Here is a 15995-nt window from a genome sequence, read left to right on the forward strand (position 1 = left end):
TTTTCAGGGGCGCGGGGAACTGCGCGACCAGCCCCCACCGGCCCGCAGCGACCCACGACCTCACAACTCAGCCAACAACTCCGCCTTCTTCACAGAGAACTCCTCATCAGTGACCAACCCGGCCTGATGCAGCTCTCCCAGATGGCGAATCCGCTCAGCAATGTCCGCAGGGTCCCGGCGCGCCGCCGCCGGGACCACCGCGGCCGGCCCTCTTTCCCGTACCGCCGCCAACACCGCCGCGGCGAACGGCAACGACTCATGGACGGGCCCATACCCCAGCCCGAACACCACCGCAGCCGGATCCTGATCAGCCTGCGCGGGCGAGGCCACGTCCCCGCGGCGCAGCCGCAGATGCCCCTCGAACACCTCCGGTGACCGCCACTCCACCCCGCTCAGCTCGGAGACGGCGAAACTCTGGTCGCCCGCCTTCCACTTCGCCGACGACGCCCCCGTCCAGAACCACCGGAAGAACACGTTCTTCCCGTCGAAGGACGCCTTCCCGTCGTACGCCTTGAAGGACAACGGCACCTCGGGCGCCGGCACCAGAAACCGTTCCGCCGGTCCGTCGTCCGCCGGCAGCGACGCCCGCAGCTCGTCGGCGTAGTACTCGGCGAGAACGGCACGCTCGGCCGGCAGCACCAGCCGGTACGGATCGCAGCCTTCCTTCAGCTGTCCGGCCGCCGCCTCCATCAAGGGGTCGGCGCCCGGCCTGGGTTCGGCGCGCAGCACGACCGTGCCGCGTTTGCCGGGGGTCAGGGTCACCCCGGACAGGGCCCGCAGCGGAATCCGGCGCTCGCCCAGGGACTGGAACAGCTTGGGTGTTCGAATACCGCGTTCGTAGCGGATGAGCACAGAGTCGGACTCGAACTCCCAGGCGGCATGAAATCCGGCCAGTACGTCACCCATGCGGCTCATCGTATGCGGCACGAGCTCCTCCGTCGCCTCCCTGCGCAGACCGCAATTCCTGCGCCTCTACGCGCGTCCGTCCGTCGTCGTGCCGGACAAACCGGCCCGGCACGCCTTGTCATCGTCGGAGCAGTGGACCGAGCGGTATGCGCCGACGCCGATGTCGGCGAAGTTCAGCAGACTCTCGGTACCCGGCTCGAAATAGCCGCTGTGCCCCTTCGCGTCCGCCGCCGACAGCACCCGGGCCCCGAACGCGGAGGACACCGGGTCGGCACCGTGGCCGAGGCCGCCGAGTTCCAGGTACGGCACGTCCTGGATCCAGTCGTCCGCGTCCCGCATCGCCCACACCTGCGCCGAGGTGTGCAGATGGGAGGCCTTCTCGACGCGCATCCCGGGACTGCCGGCCACCGCTATGTCGGCGACCCGGCCGGGTAGCGCGCGTGCGGCGACCCCGCAGACCACCGAGCCGTAGCTGTGGCAGAACAGGGAGACGGGCGCGCCGCCGGGCAGCGCCCGTACCAGCGCGTTCAGCCGGACGGCACCCTCCGCCGCGCGGACTCCGGTCGCCGAGTCGAGGCCGAGTCCGCCGGGCGCGGTGTAGTCGGCCCAGGCGATCACGGCCGTACGCGTCGAGGGGCTCGCCGCCTTCTCGGCCGCGTACAGGGACTTGGCCATGCCGACCGGGGCCGAGTACTTGCGGTAGGTCCGCTGGAAGGTGAGCAGGTCGGTGTCGACGCCGGGGACGACGACCGAGATCCGCTCCGCCTTGGTCAGACTGCCGAAGACCTCGGCGACCCGGCCCGAACCCTCCGGGTCGAAGGCGAGGATGTGCCGCTTGTCGCTCATCAGCGCCTCGTAGCGGTGCATACGACGGCCCGCTTCCTGCTGCCCGTTGGGCGACAGGCGCGGGTCGTGCATGCGTTTCAGCTCGGTCTTGCGGGCCTTGCCCAGCGCGATCCGGTTGGCGCGGTAGCGCAGCTCGACGGGGGCGCCGTTCATGTTGCCGACCGCGAGCGGGTAGCGGTGGGCGAGCCTGGCGCGCTGCGGAGCGGTGAGCGTGGCGAAGAACGCGGCGAGCCGGGCGGGGGAGGCGTCCGGGTCGGGGAGGTCGTGTCCCGCTATGCGGCCGTGCTCCCAGGCGCTGAGCGAGGCCTGGAGCGGGGTGGTGGCCGGGTGGGCCTTGAGCGCGGTCCATCCGGTGGTCGCCAGCATGACGAACACCACGGCCAGCGCGAGCAGTGCGCGCCAGGCGTTGAGTTGGGGAGAGGTGTCGAAGGAAGTCACTGAAAGGACACACTAGGAGAACGAGAGGGTCTCGCGTTAACCGAGTGACGGGGATCACGTTTCGGTGGCAGTGATGATGCCCTCACTGTGTTCGCCAGTCGCCCGTGAGTGCCGGGCCCACCTGTTCGAGATACGACACCGTCAGGGCCCGCATCGCGTCCAGGCCGAGGTCGGCGCCCGTGCTCCACCGGCGCTCCGTCACCCGCATCACCCCGCTGAAGACGGCCACCACGAGCCGTGGCCTGAGGTCCGCGTCCACATCGAGCCCCTCGCGCTCGGCGATCACCCGCGCGAGCGTCTCCTCGATCTCCATGGAGCGCCGCAGATGGGCCGCGAGCAGCACCGGCGTCGACTCGATGACCTGGTACATCCGCAGGTACAGCTCGACCGGTACGACGGACTCGATGGTGTCGTTGAGCGAGTCCCAGCCCGCCACGACGGCCTGTCGCAGGGCCTCCATCGGCGCCTCGTGCGGCGGCCGGTCGCGCACCACCTCGACGAAGTGGGCCACCGCCAGCTCCACCACGGCGAGGGCGGCCTCCTCCTTGTTGGCGAAGTAGCGGAAGAAGGTGCGCTGGGAGACGTCGACGGCGCCGACGACGTCGTCCACGGTCGTCTGCTCGTACCCGCGCGTGGTGAAGAGTTCGAGGGCGGCCCGCAGCAAGGCCTCGCGGGTGCGCTGCTTCTTGCGTTCGCGCAGGTTTTCCATGTTGTGTCAGTTACCGACTTGTGAATTGCTTTGTCAATTGTCAGTGGCTGTCACTAGCCTCGGAGCATGACTAGTCAGACCACGCTCGACAAGACGGGGCCGGGGGATGACGCGACATCCGCCCCGTCCGCGTCACGGGCCTCGGGGCTCCGCGGCCACCCCTGGTTCACGCTCATAACCGTGGCGGTCGGCGTCATGATGGTCGCCCTCGACGGCACCATCGTCGCCATCGCCAACCCGGCCATCCAGAAGGACCTCGGCGCCACCTTCGCGCAGGTCCAGTGGATCACCAACGGGTACTTCCTGGCCCTCGCGGTCTCCCTGATCACCGCGGGCAAGCTCGGTGACCGCTTCGGCCACCGGCAGACCTTCCTGATCGGGGTCGTCGGCTTCGCCGCCGCGTCCGGCGCGATCGGGCTCTCCAGCAGCATCGCCGCGGTCGTCACCTTCCGCGTCTTCCAGGGCCTGTTCGGCGCACTGCTGATGCCGGCCGCGCTCGGTCTGCTGCGCGCCACCTTCCCGGCCGAGAAGCTCAACATGGCCATCGGTATCTGGGGCATGGTCATCGGCGCCTCCACCGCGGGCGGCCCGATCCTCGGCGGTGTGCTCGTCGAGCACGTCAACTGGCAGTCGGTGTTCTTCATCAACGTCCCGGTCGGCATCCTCGCCCTCGTGCTCGGCGTGCTGATCCTGCTCGACCACCGGGCCGAGAACGCCCCGCGCTCCTTCGACCTGCTCGGCATCGGCCTGCTGTCGGGCGCCATGTTCTGCCTGGTCTGGGCCCTCATCAAGGCCCCGGAGTGGGGCTGGGGCGACGCCAAGACGTGGGCGTTCATCGCCGCGTCGGTGCTGGGCTTCGTGCTCTTCGCCTTCTGGGAGACGAAGGTCGGCGAGCCGCTGATCCCGCTGGGCCTCTTTCGGTCCGTGGCGCTGTCCGCGGGTGTGGTGCTGATGGTCCTGATGGCCATCGCCTTCATGGGCGGCCTGTTCTTCGTGACGTTCTACCTCCAGAACGTCCACGGCATGAGCCCGATCGACGCGGGCCTGCACCTCCTCCCGCTCACCGGCATGATGATCGTCGGCTCCCCGCTCGCGGGCGTGCTGATCACCAAGCTCGGCCCGCGCGTCCCGCTGGCCGGCGGCATGGCGGCCACCGCGATCGCGATGTACGGCATGTCGACCCTGGAGACCGACACCGGCAGCGCCGTGATGTCCCTCTGGTTCGGCCTGCTCGGCCTCGGCCTCGCCCCGGTCATGGTCGGCGCGACGGAGGTCATCGTCGGCAACGCGCCCATGGAGCTGTCCGGTGTGGCCGGTGGTCTCCAGCAGGCGGCGATGCAGATCGGCGGCAGCCTCGGCACCGCCGTGCTCGGTGCGGTGATGGCGTCCAAGGTCGACAGCGACCTGGCCGGCAACTGGAAGGCCGCGGGGCTGCCCGACCTCACCCCGGCCCAGCAGGCCCAGGCCTCCGAGGCCGTCCAGGTCGGCGTGCCGCCGATCGCCAAGGGCACGCCGGAGGCGATCGCCGCGAAGATCACCGACGTCGCGCACGACACCTTCATCTCCGGCATGAGCCTGGCGTCGCTGGTCGCCGCCGGGGTGGCCGCCGCCGCGATCTTCGTCGCGCTGCTCACCAAGCGGGGCGCGAACGCGGAGGCGGGCGCGGGAGTGGGCCACATCTGAGGCACCGGCACCCGCCATCACCTCATCTGACCGGAATCCAGGGCAACTTCCCTCATCAGAGTGAAGAGGCTAAAGATTCCTCGCCCCCGGCACGCACCGCGCGTCACAGTAGGTGAAGCCCTCCGGTACGGCATGTTCCTCAGGCAAGTGCGGGACGGGTGACCGGCGTTGCGGCGCGCTGCCGGAGGGGGGCGGCGCGCCGCAAGTCCGGAGGATTGGAATCTCCCGCGTGGGTACTCGCCTCCTCGAACCCAACTTGCCTAGGGGTTCTGGGAGTTGTTGATGATGGCGGGCTTCGGACAAGGAACGCGCAGGCACCCCCGCTCACGTGGCCGGACGTGGTCACGGACCGGGCCGGACCGCGCGACGCTCGGAATCATCGGAGTCATCTGCGCGGTCGCGGGATTCTTCGTGCTGGGGATCATCCTCGGCCCGGTCGCGATCGTCTGCGGATGGCTCGCCATGGGCCGCACCTGGTCGCGCTCGCGTCCGGTCACGGCCCTGGTCGCCTTCGTACTGGGCGCCATAGACACGCTCCTGGCAGTCGTCTGGCTGGCGGGAGCGGCATCCCCGGGGAACGGCATGTTCTAGCCGGGGGGGAGTGAGGGAGGGCCCCTGGCGTGGTGAGCCGGGGGCCCGCCTCAATGTCTGACCGACTGCCGCTGCAACTCCGCCACCTGTGCCCGCAGCGCCCGTACCTCTTCCGTCAGCGCCACGATCGCCTCCGTCTGGCGGCGTTCCTCCACGTCGTCCTTCTCGAAACGGGCGATGAACCACGCGGCGATGTTCGCGGTGACGACACCGAGCAGGGCGATGCCGGACAGCATCAATCCGACCGCGATCACGCGGCCGAGGCCGGTGGTCGGGGCGTGGTCGCCGTACCCCACGGTCGTCATCGTCGTGAACGACCACCACACCGCGTCACCCAGCGTCCGGATGTTCCCGTTCGGCGAGTTCCGCTCCACCGAGAGCACCGCGAGGGACCCGAACATCAGCAGCCCCACCACCGCCCCCGCGACATACGTCGTCAGCCGGATCTGCGAGGCCATCCGCGCCCTGCGCTGCACCAGCAGCAGCGTGGCGACGAGCCGCAGCAACCGCAGCGGCTGGAGGAGAGGCAGTACCACCGCCCCCAGGTCGAGCCAGTGTCGCCGTACGAACTCCCGCCGGTCCCGCGCGACCGACAGCCGTACGACGTAGTCGACGGCGAACGCCGCCCACACCACCCACTCGACGCCCGTGCACAGGGCCGCCACCTCATGGCCGGCCGAGTCGTCGACGATCGGCACGGCATAGGCGACGGCGAACAGGACCGCGAGCGCCATCAGAGGCCGCTGGGTCAGGTGCTCCCAACGGTCCTGCGCCGAATCTTCCTTCATGACCGCATCGTAAAGAAACAGTAAGGGCGGTGGAGCCGTGAGGCCCCACCGCCCTTCAGCGCATCACCGTGCTAGGCGTCGCCGCCCGCCGCGCCCGGGTCCGCCGCCGCGACGTCGAGGAGCTGGTAGCGGTCGATCGCCTGCTTCAGCACCGACCGGTCGACCTTGCCCTCCCGCGCCAGCTCGGTCAGCACGCCCACCACGATCGACTGCGCGTCGATGTGGAAGAACCGCCGGGCCGCGCCCCGCGTGTCCGCGAAGCCGAACCCGTCCGCGCCCAGCGACTGGTACGTGCCCGGCACCCAGCGCGCGATCTGGTCCGGCACCGCCCGCATCCAGTCGGACACGGCCACGAACGGCCCCTGCGCACCCGACAGCTTCTGCGTCACATACGGCACCCGCTGCTCCTCCTCGGGGTGCAGCAGGTTGTGCCGCTCGACGTCGACCGCCTCGCGCCGCAGCTCGTTCCAGGAGGTCGCCGACCAGACGTCCGCCTTGACGTTCCACTCCTCGGCGAGGATCTGCTGCGCCTCGACGGCCCACGGCACCGCGACACCGGACGCGAGGATCTGTGCCGGGATGGAGCCCGAAGTGCCCTCGCTGAAGCGGTGGATGCCCTTGAGGATGCCCTCGACGTCCACGTTCTCCGGCTCGGCCGGGTGCTGGATCGGCTCGTTGTAGACGGTGAGGTAGTAGAAGACGTCCTCGGCGTCCGGCCCGTACATCCGGCGCAGACCGTCCTGCACGATGTGCGCGATCTCGAACCCGTACGCCGGGTCGTACGCGACACAGCCCGGATTGGTGGAAGCCAGAAGCTGCGAGTGGCCGTCCGCGTGCTGAAGACCCTCACCGGTCAGCGTCGTACGTCCCGCGGTCGCGCCCAGGACGAAACCGCGCGCCAACTGGTCCGACATCTGCCAGAACTGGTCGCCGGTGCGCTGGAAACCGAACATCGAGTAGAAGACGTAGACCGGGATCAGCGGCTCGCCGTGCGTGGCGTACGCCGAACCCGCCGCGATCAGCGAGGCCGTGCAGCCCGCCTCCGAGATGCCGTCGTGCAGCATCTGCCCGGTCGGCGACTCCTTGTAGGCCAGGAGCAGATCACGGTCCACCGACTCGTACTGCTGGCCCAGCGGGTTGTAGATCTTCGCACTCGGGAAGAACGAGTCCATGCCGAAGGTGCGGTACTCGTCCGGTGCGATCAGCACGAACCGCTTACCAAGCTCCTTGTCCCGCATGAGGTCCTTGAGCAGTCGTACAAACGCCATGGTGGTGGCGATGGACTGCTGTCCGGAACCCTTCTTCACGGTCGCGTACGTCTTGTCGTCCGGCAGCGCGAGCGGCTCGGCGCGCACCACGCGCGTGGGGACGTAACCGCCGAGGCCCTTGCGACGGTCGTGCATGTACTGGATCTCTTCCGAGTTCCGGCCCGGGTGGTAGTAGGGCGGGGCGCCGGACTCCAGCTCCTGGTCGGTGATCGGGATGTGCAGCCGGTCGCGGAAGCCCTTGAGGTCGTCGACCGTCAGCTTCTTCATCTGGTGCGTCGCGTTGCGGCCCTCGAAGTTCGGGCCCAGCGTCCAGCCCTTGACCGTCTTGGCGAGGATCACCGTCGGCTGGCCCTTGTGCGCCTTGGCCGCAGAGAACGCCGCGAAGATCTTCTTGTGGTCGTGACCGCCACGCCCCAGGTGCAGGATCTGGTCGTCGCTCATGTTCTCGACCATCGCCCGCAGCCGGTGGTCGTCACCGAAGAAGTGCTCGCGGATGTACGCGCCGGACTCGGTGGCGTACGTCTGGTACTGGCCGTCCGGCGTGGTGTTCATCCGGTTGACCAGCACCCCGTCACGGTCCTGGGCCAGCAGCGGGTCCCAGGAGCGGTCCCAGACCAGCTTGACGACGTTCCAGCCGGCGCCGCGGAAGACCGACTCCAGCTCCTGGATGACCTTGCCGTTGCCGCGCACCGGGCCGTCCAGGCGCTGAAGGTTGCAGTTGACGACGAAGGTCAGGTTGTCGAGGCCCTCACGGGCGGCGATGGTCAGCTGGCCGAGCGACTCCGGCTCGTCCATCTCGCCGTCGCCGAGGAACGCCCACACATGCGACTTCGAGGTGTCGGCGATCCCGCGCGCGTGCATGTAGCGGTTCATCCGCGCCTGATAGATCGCGCCGATCGGGCCGAGACCCATCGACACGGTCGGGAACTCCCAGAAGTCCGGCATCAGCCGCGGGTGCGGGTACGAGGACAGGCCGTACGGCGCCTTCGACTTCTCCTGCCGGAACCCGTCGAGGTTCTGCTCGCTGAGCCGGTCGAGGAGGAACGCGCGGGCGTAGATGCCCGGGGAGGCGTGGCCCTGGAAGAAGACCTGGTCACCGCCGTCGCCCTCGTCCTTGCCGCGGAAGAAGTGGTTGAAGCCCACGTCGTACAGCGAGGCCGAGGAGGCGAAGGTGGCGATGTGGCCGCCGACCCCGATGCCGGGGCGCTGGGCGCGGGAGACCATGACCGCGGCGTTCCAGCGGGTGGCGTTGAGGGCCTTCCGCTCGATCTCCTCGTTGCCCGGGAAGAACGGCTCGTCCTTGGTGGCGATCGTGTTGACATAGTCCGTGCTGCGCATCTCGGGCACGGCCACGCGCTTCTCGCGGGCACGCTCGATCAGCCGCAGCATCAGATAGCGGGCCCGCTCCCGGCCGCGCTCGTCCACGGCGGCGTCGAGGGAGTCGAGCCACTCCTGGGTTTCCTCGGGATCGAAGTCAGGAACCTGACTCGGAAGGCCGCCAATGATGATCGGGTTGCGATCGGATCCGGAAGCCACGCTGTTCCTTACCTGTCAGAGGGCCGTATTTCTGTATGTCTGCACCGCTCCCCATCGTGTACCTCGGGGCGTCAAACGTCATCTCTACCGAGAGGTAACGAAACTGCTGCGGCGCAATCTCGAGTTTCCTCCTGGTTCACAACCACACAAAGGGGGCAGAAAGGTGTGGTGTAGGTCACTTAAGGGCGGAATAGCGTGCCTGGAGTTGCGGTGACACGGCCAGGAACGTCACCGTTTCGGCGGTCTGAACGGCCGGGTACTTGCGCGATCCGTCCCGCCCGTGTGGACTACGGCCAATGCTTCGCGCACGCGCGTGGCTGAGTCATTCCCGAAGACATGATCAGGAGGCAACCCGTGAGCGCGACCGCGGACCACGCGGAGGAGCGGACGAACCCTGCCGCAAGGCTGGGGTTCCAGCCCGAGCAGGTGGTCCAGGAGATCGGCTACGACGACGACGTCGACCAGGAGCTCCGCGAGGCCATTGAGGAAGTCATCGGCAGTGAGCTGATGGACGAGGAGTACGACGACGTCGCCGACGCCGTGGTGCTGTGGTTCCGCGATGACGACGGCGACCTCACCGACGTACTGGTGGACGCCACCACGTACATCGAGGAGGGCGGCTCGATCCTGCTGCTGACGCCGAAGACCGGCCGTGACGGCTACGTCGAGCCCAGCGACATCTCCGAAGCCGCGACGACGGCGGGGCTCTCGGCCTCCAAGAGCGTCAGCGTCGGCAAGGACTGGAGCGGCAGCCGTCTGGTGACGCCGAAGGGCGCCAAGTCGAAGCGGTGACCTCCATCCGCTAGTACCGGTAGTACCGGACGGGCTGAGCCGCGCGTCGTGCTCAGCCCGTCCGTCAGTCTGTCGTGATCACTGCGTAGGGTGGGTGTCACCCGAACAGTCCCCTCCGAAAGGGATTCACGACGATGGCCATCCAGGTCGGCGAAAAGGCCCCCGACTTCGAGCTCAAGGACAACCACGGCAAGACCGTGAAGCTGTCGGACTTCCGCGGCAGCAAGAACGTCGTCCTGCTCTTCTATCCCTTCGCCTTCACCGGGGTGTGCACCGGCGAGCTCTGCGAGCTGCGCGACAACCTGCCGCAGTTCTCCGACCGCGACACCCAGCTCCTCGCCGTCTCCAACGACTCCATCCACACCCTGCGCGTCTTCGCCGAGCAGGAGGGCCTGGAGTACCCGCTGCTGAGCGACTTCTGGCCGCACGGCGAGGTCTCCCGCGCCTACGGCGTCTTCGCCGAGGACAAGGGCTGCGCGGTGCGCGGCACCTTCGTCATCGACAAGGAGGGCGTGGTCCGCTGGACCGTCGTCAACGCGCTGCCCGACGCCCGTGACCTGAACGAGTATGTGAAGGCCCTCGACGCCATCTGAGTCGGACACCCTGTGATTGTTGGGTTCCAAGCCCTGCGTAGGGCGGGAACCCGTCACTAGGATCGACTCGTTGATCCGGTACCAAACGCATGGCGGGGCTCCCCGCCCCTGGACACCAATGGAGGACTCGTGGGAGTCAGCCTCAGCAAGGGCGGCAACGTATCGCTGACCAAGGAGGCCCCGGGCCTGACCGCGGTCATCATCGGACTGGGGTGGGACGTCCGCACCACGACCGGCACGGACTTCGACCTCGACGCCAGCGCCCTCCTGCTGAACAACTCGGGCAAGGTCAGCAGCGACGCCAACTTCGTCTTCTTCAACAACCTCAAGAGCCCCGACGGCTCGGTCGAGCACACCGGCGACAACATCACCGGTGAGGGCGAGGGCGACGACGAGCAGATCAAGGTCAACCTCGCGGCCGTCCCGGCCGACATCGAGAAGATCGTGTTCCCGGTCTCGATCTACGACGCCGAGAACCGCCAGCAGTCCTTCGGCCAGGTCCGCAACGCGTTCATCCGCGTCGTGAACCAGGCGGGCGAGGCGGAGATCGCCCGCTACGACCTCTCCGAGGACGCCTCCACCGAGACCGCCATGGTCTTCGGCGAGCTGTACCGGCACGGCGCGGAGTGGAAGTTCCGCGCCATCGGCCAGGGCTACGCCTCGGGCCTGCGCGGCATCGCGCAGGACTTCGGCGTCAACGTCTGAGCCGTTCGTCAGACGTGAGCCAGACATGAGCCAGGCATGAGCAGGGCTTGAGTCACCCGTCCGGCGCCGCACGGTTTACGTGCGGCGCCGGACGCGCAGGACCACCAGAGACACAGCAGCACACGGGGAGGGACCAGATGGGCGTCACGCTCGCCAAGGGGGGCAATGTCTCCCTGTCCAAGGCCGCACCCAACCTCACGCAGGTGATGGTCGGGCTCGGCTGGGACGCACGCTCCACCACCGGAGCCGACTTCGACCTCGACGCCAGCGCGCTGATGTGCGCCGGGGGACGGGTCATGGGCGACGAGTGGTTCATCTTCTACAACCAGCTCAAGAGCCCGGACGGCTCGGTGGAGCACACCGGTGACAACCTCACCGGCGAGGGCGACGGCGACGACGAGTCGATCCTGATCGACCTCTCCAAGGTGCCGGCCCAGTGCGACAAGATCGTCTTCCCGGTCTCGATCCACATGGCCGACGAGCGCGGTCAGACCTTCGGCCAGGTCAGCAACGCGTTCATCCGCGTGGTGAACCAGGCCGACGGCCAGGAACTCGCCCGCTACGACCTCTCCGAGGACGCCTCCACGGAGACCGCGATGATCTTCGGCGAGGTGTACCGCTACGGCGCCGAGTGGAAGTTCCGCGCGGTCGGACAGGGGTACGCGTCCGGCCTCAGGGGCATCGCACTGGACTTCGGGGTCAACGTCTCATGACGCGCCGGGACAAGGTCTCATAACGCGTTATGAGCAAAAGCCGGTCCCGGGTGGGCGGCGAAGGGGTCGGGACTAGACTTCGGCTTCAAAGTCTTCGTAAAGCCGAGTACGGCGCGGGGGAGACCCGTACACAAGGATTGGGTAGCCAGTGGTTCTGAAAACCTTCGGCTGGTCGTTCGCGATCACCGCGCTCGGCCTCGTCGCAGCGGTCTTCTACGGGGGGTGGGAGGCCTTTGGCATCGTCGCGATCCTCTCCGTCCTGGAGATCTCGCTGTCCTTCGACAACGCGGTGGTCAACGCCGGAATCCTGAAGAAGATGAGTGCCTTCTGGCAGAAGATCTTCCTCACCGTCGGTGTGCTCATCGCCGTGTTCGGCATGCGACTGGTGTTCCCGGTCGTCATCGTCGCGGTCAGCGCCAAGATGGGACCGATCGAGGCCGTCGACCTCGCCCTCAACAACAAGGACCACTACCAGGAACTCGTCACCGACGCCCACCCGGCGATCGCCGCGTTCGGTGGCATGTTCCTGCTGATGATCTTCCTCGACTTCATCTTCGAGGACCGGGACATCCAGTGGCTGCGCTGGATCGAGCGCCCGCTCGCCAAGCTCGGCAAGGTCGACATGCTGTCGGTCTGCATCGCGCTGATCGTCCTGCTGATCACCGCCTTCACCTTCGCCACCCACGCCCACCAGCACGGCGGCGCCCATGTCGACAAGGCACAGACCGTCCTGATCTCCGGCATCGCCGGCCTGATCACCTACATGGTCGTCGGCGGACTCTCCGGCTACTTCGAGGACAAACTCGAAGAAGAGGAGGAGCGCGAGCACGAGGAGGAGGAAGAGGCCGCACGCACGGGCAAGAAGAAGCCCGCCGTCGTCCTGGCCGGCCAGGCCGCGTTCTTCATGTTCCTCTACCTCGAGGTCCTCGACGCGTCCTTCTCCTTCGACGGCGTCATCGGCGCCTTCGCCATCACCAACGACATCGTCCTGATGGCGCTCGGCCTCGGCATCGGCGCCATGTACGTCCGGTCGCTGACGGTCTACCTGGTCCGCCAGGGCACCCTCGACGACTACGTCTACCTGGAGCACGGCGCGCACTACGCGATCGGCGCGCTGGCCGTGATCCTCATGGTCACCATCCAGTACGAGATCAACGAGGTCATCACCGGCCTCGTCGGCGTCGTCCTCATCGCCTGGTCCTTCTGGTCCTCCGTACGCCGCAACAAGGCACTCGCCGCGGCCGAGGGCGGAACCGGCTCGGACGAGAAGACTGAGGTCTCGTCCGGGGTGTGACACCCCTCGGGCTGAGGGAACGCTCTGAGCGGGGCGGCATCGAGGCGACTCCTCGACGCCGCCCCGCCGGTCTTTGTCAGTGAATACGGACGCGGTCAGTGAGGTGGGGGCGGGAATGGGCTTCTTGGACGGACTCTGGCCCGGACGGGCGGCCGAGTTCGACTCGGGCAGCGCGGCGAGCAACGCGATAGAGCTGACCAAACGGCACGACCGGGTCTCCCTGACCAAGCAGGGCGCGGAGCACGGGCATCTGCGCATCAACCTCGCCTGGCGGATGCGGACGTCCGACTTCGGCGGCTCCCAGCGGGAGTCGCTGCTGCGGCACCCCTTCAAGGCGCTCAAGCCGCCGGAGGTCATGGGCCACAGCCAGAGCATGGTCAACGTCGACCTCGACCTGGGGTGCCTGTACGAGCTGACGGACGGCTCCAAGGGCGTCGTACAACCCCTCGGCGGACTCTTCGGGGACGTCAACTCACCGCCGTACGTCAAACTCAGCGGTGACGACCGGTTCGGGTCGGCGTCCGGCGAGACGATCTACGTCAACCTCGACCACCGGGAGTCCATCAAGCGGATCCTGGTGTTCGTCTACATCTACGACCAGACGCCGGCGTTCGACCGGACCCACGCGAGCGTGACGCTGTATCCGAGCAACGGGCCGCGGATCGAGATAGGCCTCGACGAACGCCATCCCCAGGCCCGGTCGTGTGCGGTGGTGATGATCGAGAACGTGAAGGGGGAGATCATCGTGCGGCGTGAGGTGAAGTTCGTGTACGGGTTCCAGGCGGAGCTGGATCGGTTGTACGGGTGGGGACTTCAGTGGGGGCGGGGTTACAAGACCAAGGCGGAGCGGTGAGGGTCGCCCAGGAACTCGGGGGGCTTGTGGTTTGGCGGGTGCGGGCCGTGTGTGGCTGGTCGCGCAGTTCCCCGCGCCCCTAGGGCGTTGCCCCTAGCGGCCGATGAATTGCGGGCCCTGCGGCGGCAGGCGGAAGTCCGGGTCCAAGGCCGCCGCCACCGGCACCGGAGGCTGCGGATAGCCGTAGGCCGGCTGGCTTGTCTGCTGGGGGTAGCCGTAGGCCGGTTGCGTCGCCGGGGGCGTCTGCGGATAGCCGTAGGCCGGCTGCTGCGGTACCGCGGTCGGCTGTTCCGGGGGCAGGGGCTGGGAGGTCTCCGGGATCGGAGCCGGCTCCTCCGCGACCTCCGAGTCGTCGACCGAGATACCGAAATCGCTGGCCAGGCCCTTCAGACCGTCCGAGTAGCCCTCGCCCAGGGCGCGGAACTTCCAGCCGTCACCGCGGCGGTACAGCTCCCCGCAGATCATCGCCGTCTCGCGGCCGGTCTCCGGCTTGATGTCGAAGTACGCCAGCGGTTCGCCCTCGGCGACCGCGCCGTCGTACAGCAGGATGCGCAGCGCGCGTACTCGGTCGAACGTGACGCCGTCCGCCGATGCGACCAGCAGAATCTGACCGACGCCGGACTCGACACCGGAGAGATCTGTCTGGATCGTGTCGGTGAGACCCTCGGCGACCCGCTTCTTGCCGAGCCGCCACACCTTCCCGGAAGGGTGCCGGGGCTGGTTGTAGAAGACAAAGTCCTCGTCGGAACGGACGCGACCGTCGGAGCCGAGGAGCAGCGCCGAGGCGTCGACGTCCGGGACCCCCTGCCCAGGCGTCCAGCGCACCACGGCGCGCACCGTGGTGACGTCCAGCGGGACGTTCGACCCCTTCAGCATGGCGTGCGTCATGCGGTCATCCTGCCTTCTCGGTCCTGCTCACGACAACGCGGGGTGGGTGCTCGACATGGGTACTCGGCACGCGTGCCCGACAATGGTGTCCGTGCCGATGTCCCCGTGGGCGTTACCTGAAATTCATGCCCGACGGGAACCTCTGACATGGCTCGGTACGTACTATTACCGGCCACCTGTTCTCAAAATCCACAGGCTTACCTTGCGCCACGGGGGAGTTTTATGCGTCATTTCGGGCACATTGCCCCTGAGGTGCGACAGCGCCTCTTCCATCGCGAGCCCTGCATGTTCGACGCGGACTCGCCGGCCCGGGTGCTCTCCGCGGCCCTGGGCGCCACGCTCTACAGTCCGGCCACCCGGCCCCAGCTGGCCGACGACATCGTCAAGCAGACCGGACGCGGCGTGGTCTCGATGGTGCTGTGCCTGGAGGACTCCATCGGTGACGAGGACGTCGCCGCCGGTGAGGAGAACCTGGTCCGGCAGTTCGCCGACCTCGCCGCCCGCGAGGACCTCGAGCCGCCCCTGCTCTTCATCCGCGTGCGCACGCCCGAGCAGATCCCCGACCTCGTCCAACGCCTCGGCGAGACGGTGCGGCTGCTGTCCGGCTTCGTCTTCCCCAAGTTCACCGAGGAACGCGGCATCCCCTTCCTGGAGGCCCTCGCCGTCGCCGAGCACGCGAGCGGCCGCCGCCTCTTCGGCATGCCCGTCCTCGAGACGCCCGAGCTCATGTACCGCGAGTCCCGGGTCGACGCCCTGGAGGGCATCGCCCGCGCCGTCGACAAGTACCGCGACCGCGTCCTCGCCCTGCGCCTCGGCGTCACCGACTTCTGCTCCTCGTACGGCCTGCGCAGAGCCCCCGACATGACGGCCTACGACGTCCAGATCGTCGCCTCCGTCATCGCCGACGTCGTCAACATGCTGGGCCGCGCCGACGGCACCGGCTTCACCGTGACCGGCCCGGTGTGGGAGTACTTCCGCGTACCCGAACGCATGTTCAAGCCGCAGCTGAGGAACAGCCCCTTCCTGGAGGGGCAGGCGGTGGACCTGCGCGAGAAACTGATAGAGCACGCCATGGACGGGCTGCTGCGGGAGATCTCCCTCGACCACGCCAACGGCCTGCTGGGCAAGACCTGCATCCACCCCTCCCACGTGCCGGCGGTCCACGCGCTGTCCGTCGTCAGCCACGAGGAGTACAGCGACGCGGCCGACATCCTGCGGCCCGAGCGAGGCGGCGGAGGCGTCCTGCGCTCGCAGTACACGAACAAGATGAACGAGGTGAAGCCGCACCGCGCCTGGGCCGAGCGGACCATGCTGCGCGCGGAGGTCTTCGGCGTCGCGAACGAGGACGTCAGCTTCGTCGACCTGCTCGCCGCCGGCATACCCGGCTGAACC

At 68.1% G+C, this 15995-nt stretch carries 15 protein-coding genes; 9 read left to right on the forward strand and 6 right to left on the reverse strand.

The window, feature by feature from the left end; all coding sequences use genetic code 11:
• Nucleotides 1-60: 60 nt before the first annotated feature.
• The 3 genes from OG866_RS30600 to OG866_RS30610 form a co-directional block, all read right to left on the reverse strand.
• Entirely contained in the window at nucleotides 61-915 is an 855-nt protein-coding gene (locus OG866_RS30600) for a DUF4429 domain-containing protein (RefSeq protein ID WP_329344379.1), read from the reverse strand.
• A 57-nt stretch (nucleotides 916-972) separates the two neighbouring features.
• On the reverse strand, nucleotides 973-2190 hold the full coding sequence (locus tag OG866_RS30605) for an alpha/beta hydrolase (RefSeq protein WP_329339663.1): 1218 nt from the start codon (nucleotides 2188-2190) through the stop codon (nucleotides 973-975).
• A gap of 82 nt (nucleotides 2191-2272) precedes the next feature.
• Nucleotides 2273-2899, reverse strand: a complete 627-nt coding sequence (locus OG866_RS30610) for a TetR family transcriptional regulator (RefSeq protein ID WP_329339665.1) — start codon at nucleotides 2897-2899, stop codon at nucleotides 2273-2275.
• 66 nt (nucleotides 2900-2965) lie between these two features.
• Here OG866_RS30610 and OG866_RS30615 point away from each other — a divergent pair, with 66 nt between their 5' ends.
• Nucleotides 2966-4582: an MFS transporter gene (locus tag OG866_RS30615; RefSeq protein WP_329339666.1), complete on the forward strand. Its 1617-nt coding sequence runs from the start codon at nucleotides 2966-2968 to the stop codon at nucleotides 4580-4582.
• Nucleotides 4583-4864: 282 nt separating this feature from the next.
• Nucleotides 4865-5173 carry a small hydrophobic protein gene (locus OG866_RS30620; protein ID WP_329339668.1) on the forward strand — a complete coding sequence of 103 codons (309 nt, stop codon included), beginning with the start codon at nucleotides 4865-4867 and terminating at the stop codon, nucleotides 5171-5173.
• A gap of 50 nt (nucleotides 5174-5223) precedes the next feature.
• On the opposite strand, the gene OG866_RS30625 is transcribed toward OG866_RS30620, so the two are convergent.
• Together OG866_RS30625 and aceE are read right to left on the reverse strand one after the other, a co-directional pair.
• Complete coding sequence (locus tag OG866_RS30625) at nucleotides 5224-5961, reverse strand: potassium channel family protein (RefSeq protein WP_329339669.1); 738 nt, start codon at nucleotides 5959-5961, stop codon at nucleotides 5224-5226.
• 71 nt (nucleotides 5962-6032) lie between these two features.
• Nucleotides 6033-8765, reverse strand: a complete 2733-nt coding sequence (gene aceE / locus OG866_RS30630; protein ID WP_329339671.1) for a pyruvate dehydrogenase (acetyl-transferring), homodimeric type — start codon at nucleotides 8763-8765, stop codon at nucleotides 6033-6035.
• Between the two features lie 354 nt (nucleotides 8766-9119).
• Here aceE and OG866_RS30635 point away from each other — a divergent pair, with 354 nt between their 5' ends.
• The 6 genes from OG866_RS30635 to OG866_RS30660 all read left to right on the forward strand — a co-directional run bounded on the left by OG866_RS30635 (nucleotide 9120) and on the right by OG866_RS30660 (nucleotide 13715).
• Nucleotides 9120-9557 carry a DUF3052 domain-containing protein gene (locus tag OG866_RS30635; protein WP_329339673.1) on the forward strand — a complete coding sequence of 146 codons (438 nt, stop codon included), beginning with the start codon at nucleotides 9120-9122 and terminating at the stop codon, nucleotides 9555-9557.
• 134 nt (nucleotides 9558-9691) lie between these two features.
• The gene (locus OG866_RS30640) at nucleotides 9692-10150 is read left to right on the forward strand and encodes a peroxiredoxin (RefSeq protein ID WP_329339674.1); all 459 of its coding nucleotides are present in this window, start codon (nucleotides 9692-9694) and stop codon (nucleotides 10148-10150) included.
• A 129-nt stretch (nucleotides 10151-10279) separates the two neighbouring features.
• The gene (locus OG866_RS30645) at nucleotides 10280-10855 is read left to right on the forward strand and encodes a calcium homeostasis/redox stress adaptation protein (protein ID WP_329339676.1); all 576 of its coding nucleotides are present in this window, start codon (nucleotides 10280-10282) and stop codon (nucleotides 10853-10855) included.
• 137 nt (nucleotides 10856-10992) lie between these two features.
• Nucleotides 10993-11568, forward strand: a complete 576-nt coding sequence (locus OG866_RS30650; protein WP_329339678.1) for a TerD family protein — start codon at nucleotides 10993-10995, stop codon at nucleotides 11566-11568.
• 148 nt (nucleotides 11569-11716) lie between these two features.
• Nucleotides 11717-12862: a DUF475 domain-containing protein gene (locus tag OG866_RS30655; protein WP_329339680.1), complete on the forward strand. Its 1146-nt coding sequence runs from the start codon at nucleotides 11717-11719 to the stop codon at nucleotides 12860-12862.
• Nucleotides 12863-12977: 115 nt separating this feature from the next.
• Nucleotides 12978-13715 carry a TerD family protein gene (locus OG866_RS30660; protein WP_329339682.1) on the forward strand — a complete coding sequence of 246 codons (738 nt, stop codon included), beginning with the start codon at nucleotides 12978-12980 and terminating at the stop codon, nucleotides 13713-13715.
• Between the two features lie 93 nt (nucleotides 13716-13808).
• Here OG866_RS30660 and OG866_RS30665 read toward each other — a convergent pair whose 3' ends face one another.
• Nucleotides 13809-14603, reverse strand: coding sequence for a TerD family protein (locus OG866_RS30665; RefSeq protein ID WP_329339684.1), 795 nt, complete (start codon nucleotides 14601-14603; stop codon nucleotides 13809-13811).
• A gap of 222 nt (nucleotides 14604-14825) precedes the next feature.
• On the opposite strand from OG866_RS30665, the gene OG866_RS30670 reads away from it, so the two are divergent.
• Nucleotides 14826-15992 (forward strand): HpcH/HpaI aldolase/citrate lyase family protein, encoded by a 1167-nt coding sequence (locus OG866_RS30670; RefSeq protein ID WP_329339685.1) that lies wholly within the window; start codon nucleotides 14826-14828, stop codon nucleotides 15990-15992.
• Nucleotides 15993-15995 lie beyond the last annotated feature (3 nt).

This window comes from Streptomyces sp. NBC_00663 (assembly GCF_036226885.1).
Taxonomy (GTDB): Bacteria; Actinomycetota; Actinomycetes; order Streptomycetales; family Streptomycetaceae; genus Streptomyces.

Excerpts from the sequence above, each read along its gene's own strand:
- OG866_RS30600 (WP_329344379.1), bottom strand. The coding sequence starts at position 915 with ATGAGCCGCATGGGTGACGTACTGGCCGGATTTCATGCCGCCTGGGAG.
- OG866_RS30610 (WP_329339665.1), bottom strand. The coding sequence starts at position 2,899 with ATGGAAAACCTGCGCGAACGCAAGAAGCAGCGCACCCGCGAGGCCTTG.
- OG866_RS30615 (WP_329339666.1), top strand. The coding sequence starts at position 2,966 with ATGACTAGTCAGACCACGCTCGACAAGACGGGGCCGGGGGATGACGCG.
- OG866_RS30620 (WP_329339668.1), top strand. The coding sequence starts at position 4,865 with ATGATGGCGGGCTTCGGACAAGGAACGCGCAGGCACCCCCGCTCACGT.
- OG866_RS30625 (WP_329339669.1), bottom strand. The coding sequence starts at position 5,961 with ATGAAGGAAGATTCGGCGCAGGACCGTTGGGAGCACCTGACCCAGCGG.
- OG866_RS30640 (WP_329339674.1), top strand. The coding sequence starts at position 9,692 with ATGGCCATCCAGGTCGGCGAAAAGGCCCCCGACTTCGAGCTCAAGGAC.
- OG866_RS30650 (WP_329339678.1), top strand. The coding sequence starts at position 10,993 with ATGGGCGTCACGCTCGCCAAGGGGGGCAATGTCTCCCTGTCCAAGGCC.
- OG866_RS30660 (WP_329339682.1), top strand. The coding sequence starts at position 12,978 with ATGGGCTTCTTGGACGGACTCTGGCCCGGACGGGCGGCCGAGTTCGAC.
- OG866_RS30665 (WP_329339684.1), bottom strand. The coding sequence starts at position 14,603 with ATGACGCACGCCATGCTGAAGGGGTCGAACGTCCCGCTGGACGTCACC.
- OG866_RS30670 (WP_329339685.1), top strand. The coding sequence starts at position 14,826 with ATGCGTCATTTCGGGCACATTGCCCCTGAGGTGCGACAGCGCCTCTTC.